Source organism: Erwinia sp. GW821-FHT03D09 (assembly GCF_059420805.1).
This window is the reverse complement of sequence record NZ_JBWKUK010000018.1, coordinates 58,850-80,971: the sequence shown is the minus strand read 5'-3', so window position 1 is coordinate 80,971 and position 22,122 is coordinate 58,850. Positions and strand designations below refer to the sequence as shown.

18 protein-coding genes and 2 pseudogenes are annotated in these 22,122 nt (G+C 56.6%); 9 read left to right on the top strand and 11 right to left on the bottom strand.

What is annotated here, in order from left to right:
* Nucleotides 1-127: 127 nt before the first annotated feature.
* The gene (locus AC07U6_RS17800; protein ID WP_494763027.1) at nucleotides 128-1,153 is read right to left on the bottom strand and encodes an LLM class flavin-dependent oxidoreductase; all 1,026 of its coding nucleotides are present in this window, start codon (nucleotides 1,151-1,153) and stop codon (nucleotides 128-130) included.
* Nucleotides 1,154-1,897: 744 nt separating this feature from the next.
* Between AC07U6_RS17800 and AC07U6_RS17795 the strand changes: the two are divergent.
* A pseudogene (locus tag AC07U6_RS17795) lies at nucleotides 1,898-2,440 on the top strand (DDE-type integrase/transposase/recombinase); the annotation flags it as partial.
* An 818-nt stretch (nucleotides 2,441-3,258) separates the two neighbouring features.
* Here AC07U6_RS17795 and ulaA read toward each other — a convergent pair.
* Genes ulaA through AC07U6_RS17780 form a run of 3 tightly spaced genes read right to left on the bottom strand, consistent with a single transcriptional unit; the run spans nucleotide 3,259 to nucleotide 5,281 of the window.
* Nucleotides 3,259-4,518, bottom strand: coding sequence for a PTS ascorbate transporter subunit IIC (ulaA, locus tag AC07U6_RS17790; RefSeq protein ID WP_105591550.1), 1,260 nt, complete (start codon nucleotides 4,516-4,518; stop codon nucleotides 3,259-3,261).
* 12 nt (nucleotides 4,519-4,530) lie between these two features.
* Nucleotides 4,531-4,818 carry a PTS sugar transporter subunit IIB gene (locus AC07U6_RS17785; protein ID WP_105591549.1) on the bottom strand — a complete coding sequence of 96 codons (288 nt, stop codon included), beginning with the start codon at nucleotides 4,816-4,818 and terminating at the stop codon, nucleotides 4,531-4,533.
* 19 nt (nucleotides 4,819-4,837) lie between these two features.
* Complete coding sequence (locus AC07U6_RS17780) at nucleotides 4,838-5,281, bottom strand: PTS sugar transporter subunit IIA (RefSeq protein WP_494763028.1); 444 nt, start codon at nucleotides 5,279-5,281, stop codon at nucleotides 4,838-4,840.
* Nucleotides 5,282-5,509: 228 nt separating this feature from the next.
* Between AC07U6_RS17780 and AC07U6_RS17775 the strand changes: the two genes are divergently transcribed.
* From AC07U6_RS17775 to AC07U6_RS17765, 3 genes are all read left to right on the top strand, one after another.
* Entirely contained in the window at nucleotides 5,510-6,700 is a 1,191-nt protein-coding gene (locus tag AC07U6_RS17775) for a LacI family DNA-binding transcriptional regulator (RefSeq protein ID WP_494763029.1), read from the top strand.
* Between the two features lie 89 nt (nucleotides 6,701-6,789).
* Complete coding sequence (locus AC07U6_RS17770; RefSeq protein WP_494763030.1) at nucleotides 6,790-8,247, top strand: AMP nucleosidase; 1,458 nt, start codon at nucleotides 6,790-6,792, stop codon at nucleotides 8,245-8,247.
* Nucleotides 8,248-8,754: 507 nt separating this feature from the next.
* Nucleotides 8,755-9,558: a zinc-binding dehydrogenase gene (locus AC07U6_RS17765; protein ID WP_494763031.1), complete on the top strand. Its 804-nt coding sequence runs from the start codon at nucleotides 8,755-8,757 to the stop codon at nucleotides 9,556-9,558.
* A gap of 977 nt (nucleotides 9,559-10,535) precedes the next feature.
* Here AC07U6_RS17765 and AC07U6_RS17760 read toward each other — a convergent pair.
* Nucleotides 10,536-10,667 (bottom strand): hypothetical protein, encoded by a 132-nt coding sequence (locus tag AC07U6_RS17760; protein WP_494763032.1) that lies wholly within the window; start codon nucleotides 10,665-10,667, stop codon nucleotides 10,536-10,538.
* A gap of 39 nt (nucleotides 10,668-10,706) precedes the next feature.
* On the opposite strand from AC07U6_RS17760, the gene AC07U6_RS17755 reads away from it, so the two are divergent.
* Together AC07U6_RS17755 and AC07U6_RS17750 are read left to right on the top strand one after the other, a co-directional pair.
* Nucleotides 10,707-11,831 carry an AAA family ATPase gene (locus tag AC07U6_RS17755; protein WP_494763033.1) on the top strand — a complete coding sequence of 375 codons (1,125 nt, stop codon included), beginning with the start codon at nucleotides 10,707-10,709 and terminating at the stop codon, nucleotides 11,829-11,831.
* Complete coding sequence (locus tag AC07U6_RS17750; RefSeq protein ID WP_494763034.1) at nucleotides 11,831-12,292, top strand: type II toxin-antitoxin system VapC family toxin; 462 nt, start codon at nucleotides 11,831-11,833, stop codon at nucleotides 12,290-12,292. Before AC07U6_RS17755 ends, AC07U6_RS17750 begins: the two co-directional genes overlap by 1 nt.
* Before the next feature lie 85 nt (nucleotides 12,293-12,377).
* Here the strand turns inward: AC07U6_RS17750 and AC07U6_RS17745 are convergent.
* The 5 genes and pseudogenes from AC07U6_RS17745 to AC07U6_RS17725 form a co-directional block, all read right to left on the bottom strand.
* A pseudogene (locus tag AC07U6_RS17745) lies at nucleotides 12,378-13,091 on the bottom strand (sigma-54-dependent Fis family transcriptional regulator); the annotation flags it as partial.
* A gap of 337 nt (nucleotides 13,092-13,428) precedes the next feature.
* On the bottom strand, nucleotides 13,429-14,454 hold the full coding sequence (locus AC07U6_RS17740) for a C45 family autoproteolytic acyltransferase/hydrolase (RefSeq protein ID WP_494763035.1): 1,026 nt from the start codon (nucleotides 14,452-14,454) through the stop codon (nucleotides 13,429-13,431).
* A 108-nt stretch (nucleotides 14,455-14,562) separates the two neighbouring features.
* Nucleotides 14,563-14,877 carry a helix-turn-helix domain-containing protein gene (locus AC07U6_RS17735; RefSeq protein ID WP_494763036.1) on the bottom strand — a complete coding sequence of 105 codons (315 nt, stop codon included), beginning with the start codon at nucleotides 14,875-14,877 and terminating at the stop codon, nucleotides 14,563-14,565.
* 60 nt (nucleotides 14,878-14,937) lie between these two features.
* The gene (locus AC07U6_RS17730) at nucleotides 14,938-15,213 is read right to left on the bottom strand and encodes a hypothetical protein (RefSeq protein ID WP_494763037.1); all 276 of its coding nucleotides are present in this window, start codon (nucleotides 15,211-15,213) and stop codon (nucleotides 14,938-14,940) included.
* A 174-nt stretch (nucleotides 15,214-15,387) separates the two neighbouring features.
* On the bottom strand, nucleotides 15,388-17,583 hold the full coding sequence (locus tag AC07U6_RS17725) for a TonB-dependent siderophore receptor (RefSeq protein WP_494763038.1): 2,196 nt from the start codon (nucleotides 17,581-17,583) through the stop codon (nucleotides 15,388-15,390).
* A 126-nt stretch (nucleotides 17,584-17,709) separates the two neighbouring features.
* Between AC07U6_RS17725 and AC07U6_RS17720 the strand changes: the two genes are divergently transcribed.
* Nucleotides 17,710-17,964, top strand: a complete 255-nt coding sequence (locus AC07U6_RS17720; RefSeq protein WP_494763039.1) for a hypothetical protein — start codon at nucleotides 17,710-17,712, stop codon at nucleotides 17,962-17,964.
* 55 nt (nucleotides 17,965-18,019) lie between these two features.
* Here the strand turns inward: AC07U6_RS17720 and AC07U6_RS17715 are convergent, their stop codons facing one another.
* Entirely contained in the window at nucleotides 18,020-20,143 is a 2,124-nt protein-coding gene (locus tag AC07U6_RS17715; protein ID WP_494763040.1) for a TonB-dependent siderophore receptor, read from the bottom strand.
* Between the two features lie 373 nt (nucleotides 20,144-20,516).
* On the opposite strand from AC07U6_RS17715, the gene fes reads away from it, so the two are divergent.
* Entirely contained in the window at nucleotides 20,517-21,872 is a 1,356-nt protein-coding gene (fes, locus tag AC07U6_RS17710; RefSeq protein WP_494763041.1) for an enterochelin esterase, read from the top strand.
* Entirely contained in the window at nucleotides 21,865-22,077 is a 213-nt protein-coding gene (locus AC07U6_RS17705; RefSeq protein WP_494763042.1) for an MbtH family protein, read from the top strand. The genes fes and AC07U6_RS17705 overlap by 8 nt, the downstream gene beginning before the upstream one ends.
* Nucleotides 22,078-22,122 lie beyond the last annotated feature (45 nt).

Sequence of the window (22,122 nt, the reverse complement as noted above, 5' to 3'; positions counted from 1 at the left end):
CTTAACGCTGAACGCTGAACGCTGAACGCTGAACGCTGAACGCTGAACGCTGAACGCTGAACGCTGAACGCTGAACGCTGACAAGGGTGTATTGCGTGCCGGGCCATTGCAAGCCCGGCAACCATTTTTACTCTCTCCAGCCCAGACCCGGCGCAACGTGCTTAAGAATCGACTCAATCACGTGCACGTTATAGTTCACTCCCAGCTGGTTTGGCACGGTCAGCAGCAGCGTGTCGGCTTCGGCAATCGCCTCATCCTTCTCAAGCATTTTGATCAGCTTGTCCGGCTCGGCGGCATAGCTGCGGCCAAAGATCGCCCGGGTTTTCTCATCCAGATAGCCCACTTTATCGCCGTCGGTACCGCGGTTACCGAAATAGGCACGGTCCATATCGTTAATTAACGCAAAAATGCTGCGGCTGACCGACACGCGCGGCTCGCGGGTGTGCCCTGCTTCCTTCCACGCTTCACGGTAGGCGCGGATCTGTTTCGCCTGCTGGATATGGAACGGTTCGCCGGTTTCATCGTCCTTCAGCGTCGAGCTTTGCAGGTTCATACCCAGCTTCGCCGCCCAGACCGCCGTGGCGTTAGAGCCTGCGCCCCACCAGATACGTTCGCGCAGCCCTTCAGAGTAAGGTTCCAGGCGCAGCAGTCCCGGCGGGTTAGGAAACATTGGCTGTGGATTCGGCTTACCGAAGCCTTCACCGCGCAGCACATCCAGCAGCTCTTCGGTATGGCGGCGCGCCATATCCGCTTCGGTTTCACCTTCGCCAGGCTGGAAGCCAAAATAGCGCCAGCCGTCAACAACCTGCTCAGGAGAACCACGGCTGATGCCCAGCTGCAGGCGTCCACCGGAGATTAAATCGGCCGCACCGGCATCTTCGGCCATATACAGCGGGTTTTCATAGCGCATATCAATCACGCCGGTACCAATTTCAATTTTTTTGGTTTTGGCGCCGACTGCCGCCAGCAGCGGGAATGGCGCGCTCAGCTGACGGGCAAAGTGATGCACACGGAAGTAAGCGCCGTCGGCACCCAGCTCTTCAGCCGCGACCGCCAGATCGATGGATTGCAGCAGCGTATCAGCTGCTGAACGGGTTTCGGACTGAGGTGAAGGTGTCCAGTGACCAAATGACAGAAATCCAATCTTTTTCATAATCGTTACCTTCCGCATGAAATTTAAGATGCTGTATCAATATATGCCTTGATAATAAATCTCATGCAGCACGCAGAGCAAACCGTCATTTTTCGTCATCAACAACAAAAAATTTCAACAAGTGGAAAACGTCGCCGCCAGCATTCCGGTTTCATAACCAGGGTGGAAGGAAACTCAGGAGCAGAGCGCGCATTGCCACAGACCCGATTGGCTCTCTAACTGTTGCAACAGCGCACGCAAGCGCGCACCCAGAGCGTTGAAATCCTGTTGATGAACGTCAGGAAAACGGCTGTTTGCTGTTTCTATGTTATGCATTAAGGCCGCCTCGCAGGTGGCGTCATCGTTACGACAGGCCAACGCGTTCCTGTCTTCGTTATCTTTATAGCTTGAAGCGTAAACAATGAACGTCTTCAATAATGGGCGCACTGTGATTTTGGCAATATTTTCAACAGAGATGGTTTTCGCTTTCAGCAACGGATTACCAATGAGATTGAGAGTAAAATTCTTAAACACGTCTGGCCGGAACACGGATGATGTCAAAAAGCACTTGCTCATTGACGGTATCCCCAACGTATAGGTTCCCACCTGGCAAACGGCATCGATACTGTCGCCTTTACCTAACTCCAGACAGACCGGTGATCTCCTCCCTGAAAACAGTGCCAGGCTAAACTGAAGTCTCCGGTCTTTCTTCCATCTCACAGAGAGGCACATCGCCATGAAAAAGACCCGATATACCGAAGAACAAAGCGCCAGGCGGTGCATTTTCTGCGGGAGGCTTACCGTATCAGCGTTCGCCAGGGATGCGGGCTGTTGATGCAGAGCCGAACGGTGTACCACTGGCAGAGTCGGCGTGATGACAGGGCAATAACCCTGCGTATCCGGGAGACAGCAGAAACCCGGATACGCTATGGCTGCCCCCGCATTCATATTCAGCTGCGGCGGGAAGGCTGGCGGGTTAACCACAAGAAAACCCACCGGATTTATTGCCTGGAAGGACTGAACCTGCGCAGGCCCCCCCCCCCCCGCAGGCATGTCAGTGCAGCGCATCGTCAACAGCACCCCATCCTGACCGGAGTCGGTCAGTGCTGGAGTATGGATTTCGTGTCGGATAGTCTGTTTAACGGGTGGCGTTTTCGGGCGCTGGCTGTAGTGGATAATTTTAGTCGGGAGTGTGTGGCGATCCACGCCGGAAAGTCGCTGAAAGGCGAGGATGTGGTCAGGGTAATGGAAGCCCTCAGGGTGCTGGATAAGAGGCTACCGGCGCGCATTCAGACGGATAACGGCAGTACGGCCACCATTCTGATTAAAGCCTTTGTCTCTGCGGACCAGTTTCTGCTGCCGTTTATCATCTGGGGGCTGATACTGAGCCACAGCTGGTTCGGCTGGTCGTTTATGGTTGCCGCTGCCATTATGCTGATTAACGGGATTTTCCTGCTGCGGCGGCCGTTCCCCGCTCACCGACCGCCGCAGCCAGCCAGCCCCGATGGCAAAAGCCTGATGCTGGAAGACAGGCGGGCGCTGGCGGACATCTTCTGCTTTACACTGTTTGGCTATATTCCTATGGCCACCTTCTACCTCGTCAGTCAGTGGCTGGCGATCAGCCTTTATCCCAGCGCACGGATCATCGCTCTGTTTGCTTTCGTCATCGGCTTTTCGGCGGCGGGCGGCGTGGTGCAGCTGGGACTGACGGTGATGGCAATGAAGTTTCCTCAGGCGAAAGGCAAAGCCACCGGGATTTACTACAGCGCGGGCAGCCTGGCCACCTTCACCATTCCGCTGATCGCCGCCCGCCTGTCGCAGCACAGTATTGCCAGCATCATGTGGTTTGATGTCGGTATAGCGGCGGCGGGATTTGCGCTGACGCTGCTGATCGGTGGGCGACGAAAGAAACGCGCCGGCCATCAGGAAAAGGAGGCAACTTTTACCACGCAGCCCATTCAACATCAGCAGCGCTGAGCCTGGCATCAAATGCGTCAACGGTTCTGTTTGCCCGCGTCTTCGCTACCCCACCGTCTTAACCGCGTGGTTTCCAATGCAAAAAAAGAGGCGAAGACATCTTCACCTCTTTTTCGTTTAGCTAGCCTCGGTAAAGAGGCGGCTTGCGGTTAACGCACAATCAGTCCCAGCAGGATACCGACCGCACCAAAGTCAGAGTCGCTGAAGGTGGTGTTCGCCAGGCCGATGCTGCCCAGAACCGGCAGCAGGAACACCGGGATAAAGGTGATCAGCAGACCGTTAGTGAAGGCACCGAGGATTGCACCGCGACGGCCACCGGTGGCGTTACCGAACACGCCCGCAGCGGCACCGACGAAGAAGTGTGGCACCACGCCCGGAATAATCACCGTCATGTTCAGCGCGTACAGCAGGAACATACCCAGAACACCGGCCACGAAGCTGCTGAGGAAGCCAACCAGCACCGCATTTGGCGCGTAAGGGAACACCACCGGGCAGTCGAGCGCCGGTTTGGCATTCGGCACCAGTTTGTCAGAAATCCCTTTAAACGCCGGAACGATTTCGGCAATCACCATACGCACGCCCTGCAGAACGATATACACGCCCGCGGCGAAGGTAATCGACTGCATCAGCGAGAACATGAACCAGTTTTTACCCCCGGCGTTCATCTCTTTCACCGCCGACGGACCGGCCACCAGACAGGTGAAAATAAAGATAAAAAACATGGTGAAGGCAATAGCTACCGGCGTGTCGCGCAGGAACAGCAGGCTTTTCGGGACCTGCATGTCCTCGGTGGACTTCTCTTTATTACCGAACTTGCTGCCGATAAACGCGGACAGCAGCTGGGAGATGGAAGAGAAGTGACCAAAGGCAACATCGTCCGATCCGGTCACTTTCTTCATATACGGATGAATAATCGCCGGGAAGAACACCATCGAAACGCCCACCACCAGCGAACCGACCGCAATCAGGCTGGCACCGCGCATTCCGGCGGTAGACAGGATCACCGCCACCATCATCGACATAAACAGCGTGTGGTGACCAGTCAGGAAGATATATTTCCACGGGGTAAAGCGGGCAATCGCGATGTTAATCACCATGGCGAAGAACATAATCATCGCCATCTCGGTACCGAAGCTTTTCTGCGCCACGGCCACGATCGCTTCGTTATTCGGCACCACGCCCGGAATACCGAAAGCGTGATGGAAGATCGCCGCAAAGTCACCCAGCGAAGAAACAATCAGCCCGGCACCGGCACCGAGGATCAGGAAGCCCATCACGGTTTTCACCGTTCCCTTGATCACTTCAGTTGCGGGTTTCTTCTGTGCAACTAAACCAATCAGCGCAATCAGGCCAACCAGTATTGACGGCTCGGAGAGCACGTCACTCATTAAGAAACGGAAGAATTCCATTATGGCTCCTGATTATAACGCGCCGAGTTCCGACAGCGCGGCAGAGATACGCTCTTTCATCGCCGCTTTGTCTACCATGTTTTGCAGGGAAACGATTTTGCCGCCCACCTGCTGTGCAATCAGCTGCTCAGCAATATCGCTGGTGCCGACGAAGATATCGCTGGCGGTGCCTTTTGCCGAACCCAGGTCCACGTGATCGACTTCCGCCGCAACGCCCAGATCCTTCACGATATTTTTAATGCTCATTTCCATCATCAGGCTGGTGCCCAGGCCATTGCCGCATACCACGGTAATTTTCATTTGTTGTTCCTCTGGTCGTTTAATAACGTGAAATAATGGATAAAATCTGTTCAACGCGGGTGGCAGCCATCAGCGCGTTGGTATCTTCAGGCGTGTCAAACAGCCCGGCGAGCGCGGTGATAATGCCGATATGGCTGTTGCTGTCGGTCGCCGCCAGAACAAATAGCAGCTTCACCGGGTCATTGCCCTCGGAATCAAAGTTCACGCCCTGCTGCACCAGCGTCAGGCTGATGCCCGGTTTATTCGCACCTTCTTCAGGGCGAGCGTGCGGCATCGCAATACCGGGGCCAACGACATAGTACGGGCCAATCGCTTCATGCGAACGGTAGATGGCCTCAACATAACGGGCTTCGATCGTACCGTTGTCACGTAATGGCTGGCAGGACAGCGCAACTGCGTGACGCCAGTCTTCACAGGCTGGTACAATCTGCACAACGTCAGCAGTCAGGAGTTCTTTCAACATTTATCGGTCACCTCTCTCTTTTCGCCCGAGCAGAGTAGTGTCGAATCCCCTGGAATAACGTGACTGAGATCTAAAAAGTTAACGCTAACTGTTAAAGTTATCAGTAACTGTGATCGGCATATCATTTGCTGGTTAACCAGTTGTTGTCTTTTATCCGGAACGGCACACTGTCAGCAGGTAAATTATTGCGCGGCAGCGCCGCGTAACAGAGCGTTCAGGAGAACCAGGATGCGAAAGCGTCGTAGTAGTGGTCGCGTGACGCTACAGGATGTTGCTGACTATGTTGGCGTTGGCGTTATGACCGTGTCGCGAGTAATGCGCACGCCGGAGCTGGTGTCAGACAAAGTCCGCAGTGAAGTTGAAAAAGCCGCCCGTGCGCTGGGTTATGAAGCCAGCGCGCCCGCCGCCGAGCTGGCCGCCAGCCCGCAGCAGCGTGTCACCCTACAGGACGTGGCCCGCCACGCCGGCGTTGGGCAGATGACCGCATCGCGCGCGCTGCGTGACCCGTCGCAGGTCTCTGAAGCCTCACTGAGGAAAGTGGAACAGGCGGTGCGCGAGCTGGGCTACGTGAGCAATCAGGCCGCCGCCGCGCTGGCCTCCCAGCAGTCGCATACCGTGGCGGTGCTCTATCCTTTTCAGCACGATCGTGCCAGCACCCGCTTCGTACAGGCGCTACAGCGCACCCTCAGCAATCAGCCGTTTCAGCTGCTCATGGCCTGCCACGAATATCATCAGTACGGCGAAACACCGCTGGTGGAAAAACTGCTACAGCATCGCCCTTCCGCGCTGGTGCTGTTTGCCGCCCAGCTGTCGCCGAAGACCTGCGAGATGCTGGAATCGTCGGAAGTGGTGACGGTCAACGTCTGCGGAGCCGGGCAGTTTTCCGCCGATCTGACGCTGAACATCGCCTTCAGCGACGCAGCCGAACGGCTGACCCGTACGCTGCTGGAAAAAGGCTATCACCGCATCGCGTTTATCGGCGCGCAGACCGATAACCGCCTGCATAAGCAGCAGCTGAACGGCTGGCACAGGGCGATGCTGGCGCACTATCAGAATGCCGATCTGATGATCACCGTGCCGGATGCGCCCAGCCTGCAGTTTGGCCGCTTTGCGCTCGGGCAACTGTTGCAGAATCAGCCGGATCTGGACGCGATTATTTGCAGCCACGAAGAGATCGCCATCGGCGTGCTGGCGGAATGCCAGCGGCGGCTGCTGAAAGTGCCTTACGATCTGGCGGTCGCCTGTCTTGACGGCTCGACCGACTGCGATCACACGTTCCCGGCGCTAACCTCGATGCGGCTGAACTATGAAAAGCTCGGCCAGCAGGTGGGCCAGCGGCTGATGGCGATGCTGGACGACGCGCCGCAGTCGCTGGAAGAACAGATTAAGTTCGCCTTCGAGCCGGGTGCCAGCAGCTGAGATCGATAAATAATTCCGGCATCCCCACCTTTTGTCGTTATCTTCAGTTAGGCTGTTGGCAATACGGGGAAACGATGTAAGGAGATTGAATGACTTATTCTCAGAACCAGTCGCTGTCGGTTGCCGACGCGCTGGACAAGCTGGAAGCACAGTACGATACCGCCGTCAGCGCACTGCGCGACGCCATCACCGCCTTTATCGCCGACGGCAGCCTGCCGGACGCCGCAGCCCGCGCCGCCGGGCTGTTTGTTTATCCGCAGCTGCGCGTCAGCTGGGACGGCGTGGCCCCCAGCCAGCGCCTGACTCGCGCCTTTGGCCGCTTTACCCGGGCCGGATGCTACAGCACTACCATCACCCGCCCGGCCCTGCTGCGCCACTATCTGAGTGAGCAGCTGGAGCTGCTGAGCAGCGAGTACAGCGTGACGATTGAGGTTCTGCCGTCGCAGCAGGAGATCCCTTTCCCTTACGTGATTGACGGTTCCGGGCTGGCGCTGGACCGCAGCATGAGCGCGGGCATTGCTCAGCACTTCCCCACCACCGAGCTGTCGCAGATCGGCGATGAAAACGCCGACGGGCTGCTGGCCGAAGGCGAAACCTTCCCGCTGTCGCACTTCGATGCGCTGCGCACCGATTTCTCGCTGGCGCGCCTGCGCCACTACACCGGCACGCCGGTCGAAGACTTCCAACCCTACGTGCTGTTTACCAACTACACCCGCTATGTGGATGAGTTCGTGCTGTGGGCCTGCGAGCAGATTGCCGATCCTGACTCACCGTATCAGGCGCTGTCCTGCGCTGGTGGCATCACCATCACCCACGATACGCAACACCCGGAGCAGACTATTTCGGACCTGGCGTGGAAGAAGCACCAGATGCCAGCCTGGCATCTGATTGCGAAAAATGGCCAGGGGATCACGCTGGTCAATATCGGCGTGGGGCCGTCGAATGCCAAAACCATTTGCGATCACCTGGCGGTCCTGCGCCCACACGCCTGGCTGATGATTGGTCACTGCGGCGGGCTGCGTGAGAGCCAGACCATCGGCGATTACGTGCTGGCGCACGCCTATCTGCGCGACGATCACGTACTGGACGCGGTGCTGCCGCCGGATATCCCCATCCCAAGCATTGCCGAAGTGCAGCGCGCACTGTACGACGCCACCAAACTGGTCAGCGGCATGCCGGGCGAAGAGGTCAAGCAGCGCCTGCGTACTGGCACGGTAGTGACCACCGACGATCGTAACTGGGAGTTGCGCTATTCGGCATCTGCGCTGCGCTTTAACCTCAGCCGCGCGGTGGCGGTGGATATGGAGAGCGCGACCATCGCCGCGCAGGGCTATCGCTTCCGCGTTCCGTACGGCACGCTGCTGTGCGTTTCCGATAAGCCGCTGCACGGCGAGATTAAGCTCCCGGGCCAGGCGAACCGCTTCTATGAAGGGGCGATTTCCGAGCATCTGCAAATTGGCATTCGCGCCATCGATCTGCTGCGCGCTGAGGGCGATCGCCTGCATTCACGCAAGCTGCGCACCTTTAACGAGCCGCCGTTCCGCTAAGCGTTAGCCGGGCTTCTACCTGGTGCGGTAAAAGGCTGGAGAGTGAATCATGCTCTTCAGCTTTCATCACTTTCCCCCCGTATTTTCAGGTGTTCAGATTTCTGTATTCGGCTTCAGCTCAGGCATCAATACTCACTGCTCACCCTTTACGCAAATCATCCTTTGGTGCCAGGCGCTCGCCATTCGCCATTCGCCAGGCGCTCGCCATTCGCCATTCGCCATTCGCCATTCGCCATTCGCCATTAAAGATGGTCCCACTACTTTCAAAGGACCTGTGGATTTTTCCTCAACGTGCGCGTTACACCTGTAACGGTACACCTGTTACACCCATCCACATCCTTACACCCGCAGCGCCACAGCAGCATTTTTAAGATAATGAATTTTATTATTTTTATTGTTTTATGGATTTCTGGCACGATTTTCACGTTCTCCAGCGCGAGTACCTGCTCCGGCCCTGCTGACACCACGGCAATGGACAGGTTTAAAGCCAATCTCAGGGGAATAACTATGAAAGCAGCACGTTGGTATCAGGCTCGCGACATTCGTATTGATGATATTGAGGAACCGACGGTTTCCGCAGGGAAGGTAAAAATCAAAGTCGCATGGACCGGGATCTGCGGCAGCGATCTGCACGAATATCTTGCCGGCCCGATTTTTGTGCCGGTAGACAAGTCGCATAAAATCAGCGGCGATATCGCACCTATCGTGATGGGCCATGAATTTTCGGGTGAAGTGGTAGAAGTGGGCAGCGGTGTCACCAAATTCAAAGCCGGTGATAAAGCGGTGGTGTTCGGTGCGGGCCCGATTGGTCTGCTGGTGATCGAAGCGCTGCGCGCGGCCGGTGCGGCGGAGATTTACGCGGTTGAGCTGTCGCCGCAGCGTTCAGAGAAAGCGCGCGAGCTGGGCGCACGTCTGGTTATCGATCCGAGCAAAGAAGATGCGGTTGCGCGTATTCGCGAGCTGACCAACGGCGGCGTTGACGTGTCGTTCGAAGTGACCGGCGTGCCGGTGGTGCTGAAGCAGTGTATCGACAGCACCCGTTACGAAGGTGAAACCATTATTGTGTCTATCTGGGAAGGCGAAGCGTCATTCCATCCGAACAAGGTGGTGCTGGCCGAGCGTAACATTAAAGGCATTATCGCCTACCGTCATATTTTCCCGGCGGTGATGGATCTGATGACTCAGGGTTATTGCCAGGCGGATAAGCTGGTGACTAAGCGTATTGATTTGGCCGATCTGGTTGATGAAGGTTTTGATGCGCTGGTGAAAGAGAAGCAGCAGGTTAAGGTTCTGGTGCGCCCACCGCAGTAAGTTTTTGTTAGTCCACCGTTTGGTGGGTTGAAGGGCTGATAAAGCCACTGTTATTGCGACGGTGGCTTTTTTTATGCGATAAGGCTGTGGGTGGGGAGGCAGTCTGTGCGGCTGGCGGCCCTGTGGAATTCGCGGTGAGGCTGCGGGTCGGGAGGCAGTCTGTGCAGCTGGCGGCCGGTCCTCGCGCCACGCTCTGCGTGGTGCCTTCGACTACAGCATCCGGCCGGTCGGACCGGCGAAGACGGTACCTCCCTGTACCGACTCCGCCTGACGCCAGCGTCCTGCTGGCGTCTCCTGGCCTGCAGCTTTCGCCTCAGCGCTGCGGATTATCCGCCAGCCGCACAGACTGCATCCCTTTTGGCAAATTGCTCGCTGTTTTACGACACAAATCCGATTCGTTTGCTTACAACGCTTAATTCGTCACGTTACGTTCAACGATCGAAGGAAATTCTTTGAAGCAGAAAGATCGAATAAGTAGCACGGAAAAGAGGCCAAAAACTTCGCACATCCCGATCATCAGCACCAGGCGATTAGCAGGCGACAACCGGAGTAAAGCGCAGACCGGCGGGTCCCGCGACAGGGCAATCCACAGCGCTGAACGCAGAAAGGAAGCCAGGATTCACCCGCACGGACGCGGGTGAAAGCCACAGCCGGGCCAGGGACGGCCCGTCTGTGGCGGTCCGACAGGCTGACGCACGAAGTGAAGGCACCGCAACGCGGCGCGAGGACCCCCCCGACCGCAGGGCCCGCCGGTCAGCGCGATCTCAGTACCATCAGCGAAGACCCTGTAAATAATTCTGTGTAACTGCCCACGAGGGCGTGTCGCGTGGCTGTGTATCATTTGCGTCTCTCCGTAATCAACGGTCAGAGATAACGCAAGAGTTGTGCCACATATATAAAATAAAAGTTAAAACATTGTGATTCAGATGGTTATTAATACGGCGATGGCGATCGCGGGTGGGGAGGTGTTACAGCTGTCACCTGTTCGGTATGTGGTTGAGTGGACAGGTGTAAAGCGGTGGTGTGGCGTTAGTAATGAGGATTAGTACGCCGATCTCTTCCAGCGTCTTCCCCGGTTTGCCAGCCAGATCCATAATGGATACACTCACTTAATATCACCTTGTTAACCGTAATTAAGGGCGTCGATCATGTTCATCGAACAGTCAGAATTTGAAGGGCTCACCGGGGTTGGACGCGTGCAGCTGATGCTGGAACCGGACAGGCAGGTTTATACCTTTATCGGTGCTAATGGGGTGGGGAAAACGAAAACTCTTGAGGCGCTGTTTCAGGTGCTGTTTTTTAGCAATTCCCTGGTTAAAAACCACTTACCCTTTCTGGGAATGGTGCAGTTCAGATTTAATAAATTTACCAGCATGGCGTCCGGAAAATCTATAACGTTGGATAACAGTGACAAAACCGGTCCTCTTGGTATACCGGGTTTATTTTCTGATCTGAATAATAATTTACCTGTTCTGTTTCTTGGCGCACAGTTCCGTGGTTCTGTTGTAGATAAAAACCCTGAGTTAAAAGCGTTGGGTAATCTGGATGACCGGAGAGGAAAACACATTTCATCTGTCATTGATAAAATGCAGCACAACTTCGGTTCAATGGGTATGGATGCAGGGATCGAAGAGTGGTTTGTCACCCTGGCGCAATCCTCTAATCCGTACCAGAAAAAAGAAGATAACCGCGGCTTCGAGATCGACACCGTGGTAAAAATATTGCACCAGATTGACGGCCGTATCGACCCGGATTTTCTGGAAATCAGCGGCAACAACCGGGTCAGCCTGCGCATTGAAGGGCAGAAAAGAGCGCTTTTCGAGCTTAGTTCGGGATTTGCCTCCATCGTTAAACTGATCCAGGCCATCGTTTCTGGTTACGGCTACTTTACCAATGAAGCCAATATTCAGCACGTCAAAGGCATTGTGCTCATCGATGAAATCGAGAGCCACCTGCATCTCAGCTGGCAGGCAACGATTATCCCACTGTTAATAACACTTTTCCCGAACACCACGTTTTATATCACCACCCACTCCTCGATCGTGTTGTCCCAGCTGCAGGAGGGGGAAGCCTATAAACTTTACCGGGACAGTGATGGCGTGGTTAAAACCAGTAAAATAGCCGCCCCCAACAAAGCCGCACTCGCCGATATTTTAAAAGATGTTTTTAACATCGATATCAATCAGCAGAAAATCGAAAGCAGCCATGCCGATCAGCAGGCCGACGCCAAGCGACAGCTACTGCAGCTACTCAATCAGCAGGGGGGTAATTGATGGCCCATAAAGTCCTGCTGGATGCGAACCTGCTGATTGCCGCTTTTGATGAGCAGGGCACTACCTCCGCCGAGAAAAAAGCCCAGGCAAAAGCCAGCATTGCAGCCCTGCTCACCGAACCAGATACGGTGCTGGTGATCACACCGTTGATACGTTATGAAGTATTGCGTGGGATTGGTTGGCAGCAGAACCAGCAATTCGAACAGTTACGTCAGATCCTGAATCAGTTCCCGGAACTGGACATTACTCAGCAGGTTTCGGAACTTTCGGCAAATCTGTTTCGCTTTGACAGCTGGGAGGCCGCGCAGCCTGGCGCCCAGCCACGTAATCTGGAAAAGCGTAAATTTGATATTTTTCACTTCGCTACCGCCCAATGTAACGGGTTGCAGTTTTCTTCGCAGGATTCCGATATCGCAAAGATACGCAGCCTGCATGAACGCTACTTCCTAAACACAGCATGACAGACCGGCGATGTCCAGTCTGCCGGGCCGATAATCTCCGACCAGATCGTTAGGGGGCGACGCCGCCCGTTACGGGCGACAGCACTCATCCCTCATTCACCGGCGACTGAATCCCAAATCGCTGCATCCGGCGATAAAGCGTCATACGACTGATCCCCATCTACCGCGCTACCGCACTGTGATTCCAGCGCGCCGCACGCAGATACTGCACCAGCAGCTGTGCCTCAGGCGGCAGAGCCGCGTCGGCAAATGCGGCATGCGTCGGCGCTAATGGCACAACGGCAGAATGCGACAAAGATTCAATATCGATATCGCCAGAAGACTGAGGCAATCCCGCCGTCGCCTGCCCCGGCGCAGCAGGTGATGCCAGCCCCTCCGGCAAATCGCCCACCTCAATACGACCGCCGTCGCACACCGCCGCGGCATAATCCAGCGCGTTATTCAGCTCGCGCAGATTACCGGGCCAGCCATGCTGATGCAGACGCCGACGCGCGGCAGCGCTCATCTCTACCCTTCCCGCCAGCAGCTTATCAATCAGCCAGTCGAGATCGCTACGCTGGCGCAGCGGCGGCAGAGTGATGCGCGCCCCCTGTAAACGGTAAAACAGATCGGTGCGGAAACGCCCCTCGGCCACCGGCCGATCGAGCGCATGATGCGAAGCCGAAATCACCCGCACATCCACCGGCACCGGGCGGCTCGCGCCTACCGGCAGCACCTCCTGCTCGGCCAGCATCCGCAGCAGGCGGGTCTGCATCTCCAGCGGCATATCGCCGATTTCATCAAGGAACAGCGTACCGCCCTGTCGTCCGGCCTGGCAGGCAACGACGTTGCGCGGTTGCTGATACTGGCCATCACCGTGGCAATATGTTCGCGCTGGCTCTGATTCACGGATGTTTCTCCTGTAGCAGCACAGACGGCCGGGGATAACCGCTGCTGAAGCGACCGATATCATACACTGAATTGCGACGGCGATGCAGGCCCGGGGGCCAGCCAATCATCACGGATAAGCAGCGATTTTTTATCAGATTAATGCCCGGGGAGAGTTTTTCACCGCATCAGGCGGCAATCTGTGATCGGCCGCAAAACGCAGCCGATTTATTTGCTCAAAAAGAGAGCTGACAGGTTCTGTGCTGACTTCAGGGCTGCTGACCGAAGAGACTGGCGCGCTGGCGATCGTCGGTAAACAGCGTCCAGTTCACCTGACTTGCGCCGATAACGAAAATCGCCGTCGCCAGGGTATTTTCTTCATCGGGATCGGCCGGGTCCAGGCGCAGGATCGGCAGGTCAGCGTGCTGATTATCATTGAGGATGGTCAGGGCCTGGGCCGGGTTCAACGGCTGGGCTTCACCTTCGGTCAGCCACTGTTGCAGGCGCTGCTGGCGGCTGGCCGAACTGCCGGTCACGATCTGTGAAACGGCTGCCATTGCCGGGTGAACCAGATGGTTGGCATGGCCGTAGCGACGATGGTTAATCTGCACATGTTGCGCCGTGCCGGTGGCCTCTACGCTGACGATCCGCGCGTCGCCGCACTGCGCCAGGCTGTGATGAAACGCCCCGCCGCGCGGCTGTGAAGTGAGGATCGTGACCGCTTCATCAAGCGTGGCCGCATCCAGCGCCGCACGCGCCAGGATCTGCCGTGGCAATCCCAGCGGGCGTTCGGCGGCGCGAATATTGTTTACCGTATTCACCAGCCCGCGCTCGTTGACCGCCACGGTGTGGCCGCAGATTGAACCGGGATAGAAAAAGCTGGTAAACGCCAGCCCCTGTTCGGGCCGCACAGTGACGATGCCGCAGTGTTCACGCAGCTGAGGGAAACCGTCTTCGTTATGTGCGATCAGCGGTTCGCCCGCGTCGGTAAAACCGGTGACGGTGGTACAGCCGTCGGACGTAGACGGCAGCAGGTCGCCGCGACAGTTCCAGGCAAACACCTCATCTAACGGTGCCTGCAAACCGTCCGCCAGGCCGCGGAGTTCCTGCCACAGCAAGGGAAAACGCTGCTGAACCTGTTGCTGCATGGCCTGCAGCCTGTCGCTGTTTTTCAGCGCGCTGGTGTGGCTCCACAGCGCGGTAGCACGCACTTCGCGCAGGTAAGCATCGCTGCCCAGTTCGCCAAGCTGAGAGCCAATCTGATAGTTGTCGCCGCTAAGGGTGATATGTTTCATGCCGTTTTCTTCTGGTTAAGTGGCGCGGCTTTAAGCCGGGCAATCGCGGGTTGACGAAGTTATCGTAGGATTTTTATAGCGAAAGAATCACTGACCCGGTGCATTACATTACAGTGCCGCCAGCGTGCGCAGCGTATCCGGATTTTGCTGCACCATACGAATCAGCAAAACGGCCTGAGCATTAGGTTTAGCCCTTCCCTGCTCCCAGTTTTGATAGGTTGTTTCGCCGGTGTGAAGGCAGTGAGCAAAAACCGCCTGCGATATATTCAATGTTTCCCGAACGCGTTTGAGTTCGTCCGGCTCAATCGTCACAGGCGGGCGTTTTGTCACTTTGTAGGTTTTCAGGGTGACTTTCCCTTTCTGGTGCGCGACCAGTTCATCCATCCCCTGCATCAGTTCGTCAAACACATTGCGTTCAGTCATGTCTCAGTCCTTGCTGCAGTGCCGTTAACGCTTTTGCCAGCGCATCGCGCTGCTGTTTAGTCAGATCGCCAGCCTGGTCTTTATCGTACAGCGTAAAAAGGATGAATTGCCCATCGCCCGCCAACCAATAACAGATAACGCTGATGCCGCCGCGCGAACCTTTGAGCCGCCTCTCATCCCTGAATCTGACCTTTCGCAGCCCCCTGTATCAGGAATACGATCCCCCTTTTCCGGGTACGCCATCAGCCTCTGCTGTAAACGGCAATAACTCTCATCACTCAGATATGCAGGCCGATACTTTTGAAATACGGCAAGCTGAATAAATATTGCATTCATAGATCTCCCTATCCTTCCCGGGCAGAGATTATCCTCAACTTGGGGATACTTCAATTGTGATCGGTTCAACGATCAGAAATCATGACACCGCTCGCAATAAAAAAGCCGCTGTCTGCAACTCAGACAGCGGCTCGAGGGTGCCGTACAGCAGTACTGATGCTTCAGCCCCGCGGCTTACCAGCGGTAGTCAACCGAGGCGATAATGGTACGGCCCACGCCGTAGAAGCAGGCATCCTCGCCGCTACAGGAGGAAACGTATTTCTTATCGCTCAGGTTCTGTACGTTCACCTGTAAGGTGGTGCCGCGCAGGGATGACGTGGCCTGGCCAAGGTCATATTTCACCATTGCATCGTACAGCGTGTAGTGCGGAACATAGTACTCACCGATGGCATCACCCGGCGCGGTGCCGATGTAGCGTACGCCGGTACCGACGGACAGACCGTTCAGCACGCCATGCTGGAAGCTGTAGGTACCCCAGGCAGACGCAGCGTGGCGCGGGATAGCCGCCGGGCTGTGGCCGATTTCAGCGGCGGTTGGCAAGTCTTTGGTTTCCACATCTGTATAGGAATAAGCCGCAGTCAGCGCGATTTCCGGCGTTGGCTGCGCGTGAACTTCCGCTTCCACCCCCTGAGACTTCACTTTACCGATCTGATCGTAGAAGAAAGTGGTGCGGTTAAACGAGGCCACATTCTTCTGGGTGATATCGAACCAGGAAAGCGTCAGAAGGGTGTTGCTGTCCGGGATCTGATACTTCACGCCCACTTCGGTCTGCTTGCCGGTGGTTGGCTTCATCGCCGGGCTACCCGGTTCGCCCTGGTAAAGGGTCGGTTCAAACGAAGTGCTGTAGCTGACGTACGGTGAAATACCGTTGTCGAAGGCGTACAGCAGGCCCGCACGTCCGGTGAACTGATTGTCGTTATAGCTGACCTCAGACCCGCCGGAGGTATTATCGCGAGTATTGACCTGCGACCAGTCGTGGCGGCCGGAAAGCAGCAGGTTCCAGTCGTTCCATTCCAGCTGATCCTGTACGTAGACGCCAACCTGGTTCAGAGTTTTTTGATCGCTGGAGACCAGCGACAGCTTGCTGGTATCAATATCGGTATGGCTCGGATTGGCCCAGTCGATCGGGTAGTCGCTGTTACGGTCGCGATACATCTTCGAATTGATATGGCTGTAGCGGTAGTCCAGCCCGCCCAGTACGGTATGTTTCACCGCGCCGGTATCAAACACGCCTTTTAGCTGGTTATCCACGCCGAATTCATTGGTCAGCTGCGATTCGTGCTGCGCCATGCGAGTCAGCGTATGGTCGTTGGTCGGGGCAATGACGTTATACACCAGATATTTATAATCTTCATCGCGGTGGGTAAAGCGCAGGTTCTGGGTGAACGACACCGCATCGTTGAAGTTATGGTCGAAGTTATAACCGATGGAGGCCTGTTCGCGCTTCGACTTATCGTAGTTCGATTCACTGACGTTGAAGTCGTAGGGCACATAGCCGACGCTGGTGGAGTACAGCGTACCTGCGCGCGGCAGGAAGTTGCGCGAACCGGCTTTCGGATCGTTCTGGTAGCTGGTTAACAGGGTGAGGCTGGTGTCTTCGTTTGGTAGCCAGGTCAGCGCCGGGGCAATTGCAACGCGTTCCTGCTTGTTGTCCTTCACGAATTCGTGTTTGGTGCTGCCGATGCCGTTCAGACGATAGAACAGCGTGTTGTCGTCGTTCAGCTTGCCGCCGAAGTCAAACGCCGCTTCCGCCAGGTGACGGTTACCGCTGCTCAGCTTAACTTCGCGGATCTCCTGCGCGGTCGGGCGCTTGCTGGTCATCACCACCACGCCGCCGGGGCTAACCTGGCCGTACAGCACGCCTGCCGGGCCGTGCACCATCTCTACGCGTTCCAATAGCCAGGGATCAAACTGCCCCGCCCCACCGTTCTGGCTGGAAAGCCCGAAATGCAGGCCGTCCAGCAGCTTCGGCGCGTAGCGGAAACCGCGGCTGATCACTTCATCATTTCGGTTGGAGTTACCGCGGTAGGTCGTCACCACGCCGCTGGTGTAAGCCAGCGCATCAGCAACGGAGGCCGGCTCCTGCTGATCCATCTGATCGCGGGTCACCACGGAGATCGACTGCGGGGTTTTACGTAACGGGGTATCGGTTTTGGTCCCGGCGGAACTCTCTTTTGCCACCACGCCTTTCAGTGGTGCAGTCACGCTTTCCTGAGTCTGTGCCGTTACGGTCAGCGTATTTTCCGTGGCGGTCGCAGAGTGAGCCATCGGAACCACCAGCAGGCTGGATGCCAGCAGCAGGCGCATTGTGTTTTTATCTGAACGTACTGCAAAGCCTGGTCTTGCTTGTTTGTTAACGGTACTGAACATATCTCTTCATCCATTCAGGAACTGCTTGCCAAAAAAACACCAGTCCGGCCGGGAAGTTATCGTTAAAACAGACATCACGGCCGCTATCACAGATCTCATCAGCCTTGTTCGGCTGTGGTTCTTGTTATGGCGATGGCACGAAAACCCTTACTGCATATCGAGTTAGCGATTTCCCTGTCAAAGCTGTGGTGCATATTATTGCAAATAGAAATAATTCTCAATGCCATTATCATTTGCAGCAATAATAGCCAAATCGCGCAGGAAACGATCAAAAAAACCAGTAGTAAAAAAAATGCCACCCGAATGGGTGGCAGAGGGATGATTAAAGAGTCCGCTGGCGAAGGCTCAGCGTTAGCCGGATATTTCCCGGACATGTCGTGAAAACATAGCCGGAAACGTTGACGGAAATAGTGCCGGTGCGGCGACCCGACGCGTTTTACCAGCGGTAATTAACCGAGGCGACTACGGTACGGTCGGTACCGTAGAAGCAGGCTTCGGTATTGCTGCACGAGGCAACATAGCGTTCGTCGGTCAGGTTCTGCACGTTCAGCTGTACGGTAGTGCCCTCCAGTGAAGGGACAGCATGGCCCAGCTCATACTTCACCATCGCATCGTACAGGGTGTAATGCGGAACCTCGTCTGTGCCGGTGGAGTCTGCTGGTGCATCGCCCACGTAACGTACGCCCGCCCCAACGGTGAAGCCGCTCAGCGGACCGTTCAGGAAGCTGTAGCTGCCCCATGCCGATGCCGCATGGCGCGGAATACTGGCCGGTGTATGGCCCAGCTGTGTGGTGGTATAGGTTTCTTTGGTCACCGCATCGGTGTAGGTATAGGCGGCGATTAGCTTCACTTCCGGGATCGGCTGCGCGTGAATTTCCGTTTCCACACCCTGCGAATTCACCTTACCGATCTGCTCGTTGTAGCCGGTGGTGCTGTTATAGGAGGTGATGTTCTTCTGATTGATGTCGAACCAGGAAACGGTCATCACCGTATCGCTGCCGACCGGCTGGAACTTCAGCCCAACTTCCGTCTGTTCGCCGGTGGTGGGCTTGAACGGATCGGTACCCGGCGCGCCGGTGCTCAGGTTCGGTTCAAACGAGGTGCTGTAGCTGATGTACGGCGACAGGCCGTTATCAAAGGCGTAAAGCAGCCCCGCGCGTCCGGTGAGCTTGCTGTCGTTCTGGGTAACGTCCGATCCGCTGATGCGGTTGATAGTGCGGGTCTGCGACCAGTCGTTACGGCCGGACAGCACCAGGTTCCAGTTATCCCACTCCAGCTGATCCTGCAAATACAGTCCAACCTGATGCAGCTGCTTAACGCTGCTGGTGGTCAGTGCGATATCGGCGTTGTTCACCTCAACGCTGGTCGGGTTGGCCCAGTCAAGCTGGTACTTGTCAGACGTATGACGCGACAGCGTACTGGCCACGCGGCTCCAGCGGTAGTCCAGACCGCCAAGCACGGTATGGCTGACTTCGCCGGTGTCGAACACGCCCTTCAGGTGGTTATCCACGCCGAATTCGTTGGCCATCGCCGTTTCCTGCTGCGGGCGACGATTGATGGTGTGGTCGTTCACGCTGGAACTGGTGGTGTAGACCATATATTTATAGTCTTCATCACGGTGGGTGTAGCGCAGGTTCTGCTGGAAGGAGAGCGCCTCATTGAAGTTATGATCCAGCTCGTAACCCATGGAGGCCTGCTCACGCTTGTTGCCGTAGTAACTCTGGTCGTTGATGTTGAAATCATACGGCAGGTAGCCGACGCTGGTATTTTTCAACGTGCCCGCCATCGGCAGGAAGTTGCGCGACCCGGCCTTTGGATCGTTCTGGTAGCTGGTCAGCAAGGTGAAGCTGGTATCGGCATTCGGCAGCCAGGTGATCGCGGGCGCAATCGCCCAGCGCTGCTGCTTATTGTGCTTCACCGTTTCATTCCTGGTGCTGGCAATGCCGTTCAGGCGGTAGAACAGCGTGTTGTCATCGTTCAGCTTACCGCCGAAATCAAATGCCGCTTCGCCCAGGTGATGGTTACCGGTGCTCAGCTTCACTTCATGAATGCTTTCCGCCGTCGGGCGCTTGCTGGTCATCATCAGCAGGCCGCCGGGGCTGACCTGACCGTACAGCACACCCGCCGGGCCGTGGACCATTTCCACGCGCTCTAACAGCCACGGGTCGATCTGCCCTGCTCCGCTGCTGGAGCTGGAAAGGCCGGAGTGCAGGCCGTCCAGCAGCTTCGGCGCATAGCGGAAGCCGCGGCTGATCACTTCGTCGTTACGGTTGGAGTTGCCGCGATAGTTGGTCACCACGCCGCTGGTGTAGCTCAGCGCATCGGCAACCGACTCAAACGCCTGGTCGTCCATCTGCTCGCGGGTGACCACCGAAATCGATTGCGGCGTTTTGCGCAAAGGCGTGCCGGTCTTGGTTCCGGCGGCGCTCTCTTTCGCCACCACGCCTTTTAAGGGGGAGGTGACGCTTTCACGGTTCTCTGCGGTCACCGTAAGGGTGTTCTCTGCGGCGGCATGGGCCAGCGGCAGCATTAACAGAGAGGAAGCCAGTAAAATACGCATGGAAGGTTTTTCAGAGGGTATTGCCAGGCCTGGTCCTGCCTGTTTTATAATCTTTTTGAACATGTTCAGTTCTCTCATCCGAAACAACTTTTCAGGGGAATCCCCGTAAAGCCGCGGCTGTCAGCAAAATTGATAAGCGCGACGAAGAAAGAAAGCCCGTTTGCCACTGCGACTGACGGTACTTTTCCACACTCCTTCCAGGAGAAAACCGTTATCTCTACGTAACTTACCGTCATCCCCTGGAAAGTTGGGTATCATCTTATTGCAAATGCAAATTGTTCTCAATAATATTTGCATTAGCGTTATTTAATCTAAGCGTACTGAGAAAGATTAAGCTTAAGTAACACAATGTAATCAAAGGAAAATATTCGTGATGAAAAAGATGTGGCCACGCCCCCAACGCCAGCCGTACGGAAGTGCAGCAGCATTGCTAGCAATGGAAAACGTGGGTGAAGAGAGCTGGTGGCAGGAGCTGGCGCATATCGGCACGCCGCTGGTGGAAGAGTATTCCGCAGACCTGGTCAAAATGAGCTACTTCTGGCGCGATCCGGCCGGCCATGAATCGCAGTCCCCGGTGCGCCAGGTGTATGCCGATATTAACTGCGTCACCGACCACCACAGCCCGCAGCCGCAGAGCCTGCATCGCGTCCCGGGTACCGATGTCTGGTACTGGTCAACGGAGATCGATCCGCAGTGGCGCGGCAGCTACAGTCTGATCCCGGTGGGCGCCGCCCAGCTTCCTCCCGCTTTTAGCAGCGACGTGGAAACCCGCGCCCGCCAGCAGCGCGAGTGGTGGATATCGCTGTTCCCGTTCGCCATTTCCGATCCGCTGAACCACAGTGCACCGCACTTTAACAGCCGCCATCATCCGCTCTCCGCCGCCCATATGCCGGGCGCACCGGATCAGTCTTCATGGCATCTGCTGGATTCCGGCCATACGCCGCTGGCGGACGCCAGCCGCCTGCAGCAGTTCACCTGGCAAAGCGATCTGCTGGGCAACGAGCGGCGCATCTGGCTTTACACAACCGGGCATACCGCTACGCCGGAAACCCGCCCGCTGGTGCTCATCCTCGACGGCCAGAACTGGGCGGAAGGCAGCCCGTTGTTCAGCGCGCTGGACAGCGAAACCGAGAGCAATCATTTCCCGGCGGCGGCCTGGCTGTTTATTGACGTCATCAATATGGAGTGGCGCGAGAAAGAGCTACCGTGCAGCCCCGCCTTCTGGCAGGCGGTAGAAGAAGAACTGCTGCCGCTGGCACGTGGCTATACGCCGTTCAGCGAAGAAGCCGATCGCACCGTGGTCACCGGCCAGAGCTACGGCGGGCTGGCGGCCACCTATGCCGGACTGCACCGCCCGCACCGCTTTGGGCGCGTGCTCAGCCAGTCCGGTTCCTTCTGGTGGCCGAATATGCAGCTGATCCGCCACTTTGGCGAACTGAAGCAGCGCGAAATGGGCTGGCTTACCGCCCGGCTGATTCAGCGCGATCTTCCCGCCAGTCGGCTGACCATTTTTATGGAAGCAGGCAACCGCGAAGGCGATATGGCGCCGCTCAGCGAGCAGATGCACGAAGCGCTGGTCGCCACCGGGCACAAAACCTTTTTCCGCATTTTCTCCGGCGGCCACGATTCGCTGTGCTGGCGCGGCGGGCTGATTGACGGCCTGCGCTGGCTGCTGGCCGATTTCACCGATCCTCAACACCCTGCCGAAACAGGAACCCACCATGACTGAACAACAGAACCCGTTTGACGATGAAAGCCTGAGTTTTCTGGTGCTGCTGAATGCGCAGCAGCAGTACAGCCTGTGGCCCGCCTTTGCCGAGGTGCCGCCCGGCTGGCAGACCGTGGCCGGGCCGGACAGCCGCGCCGAGTGCATCAACTATATCGAAGCGCACTGGCAGGATATGCGCCCGGCGGCGCTGAAACAGGCAGGCTGATCGGGCCTGCACGCCGCGTTCCCCCCTTTTTTGTTTTGCTGACAG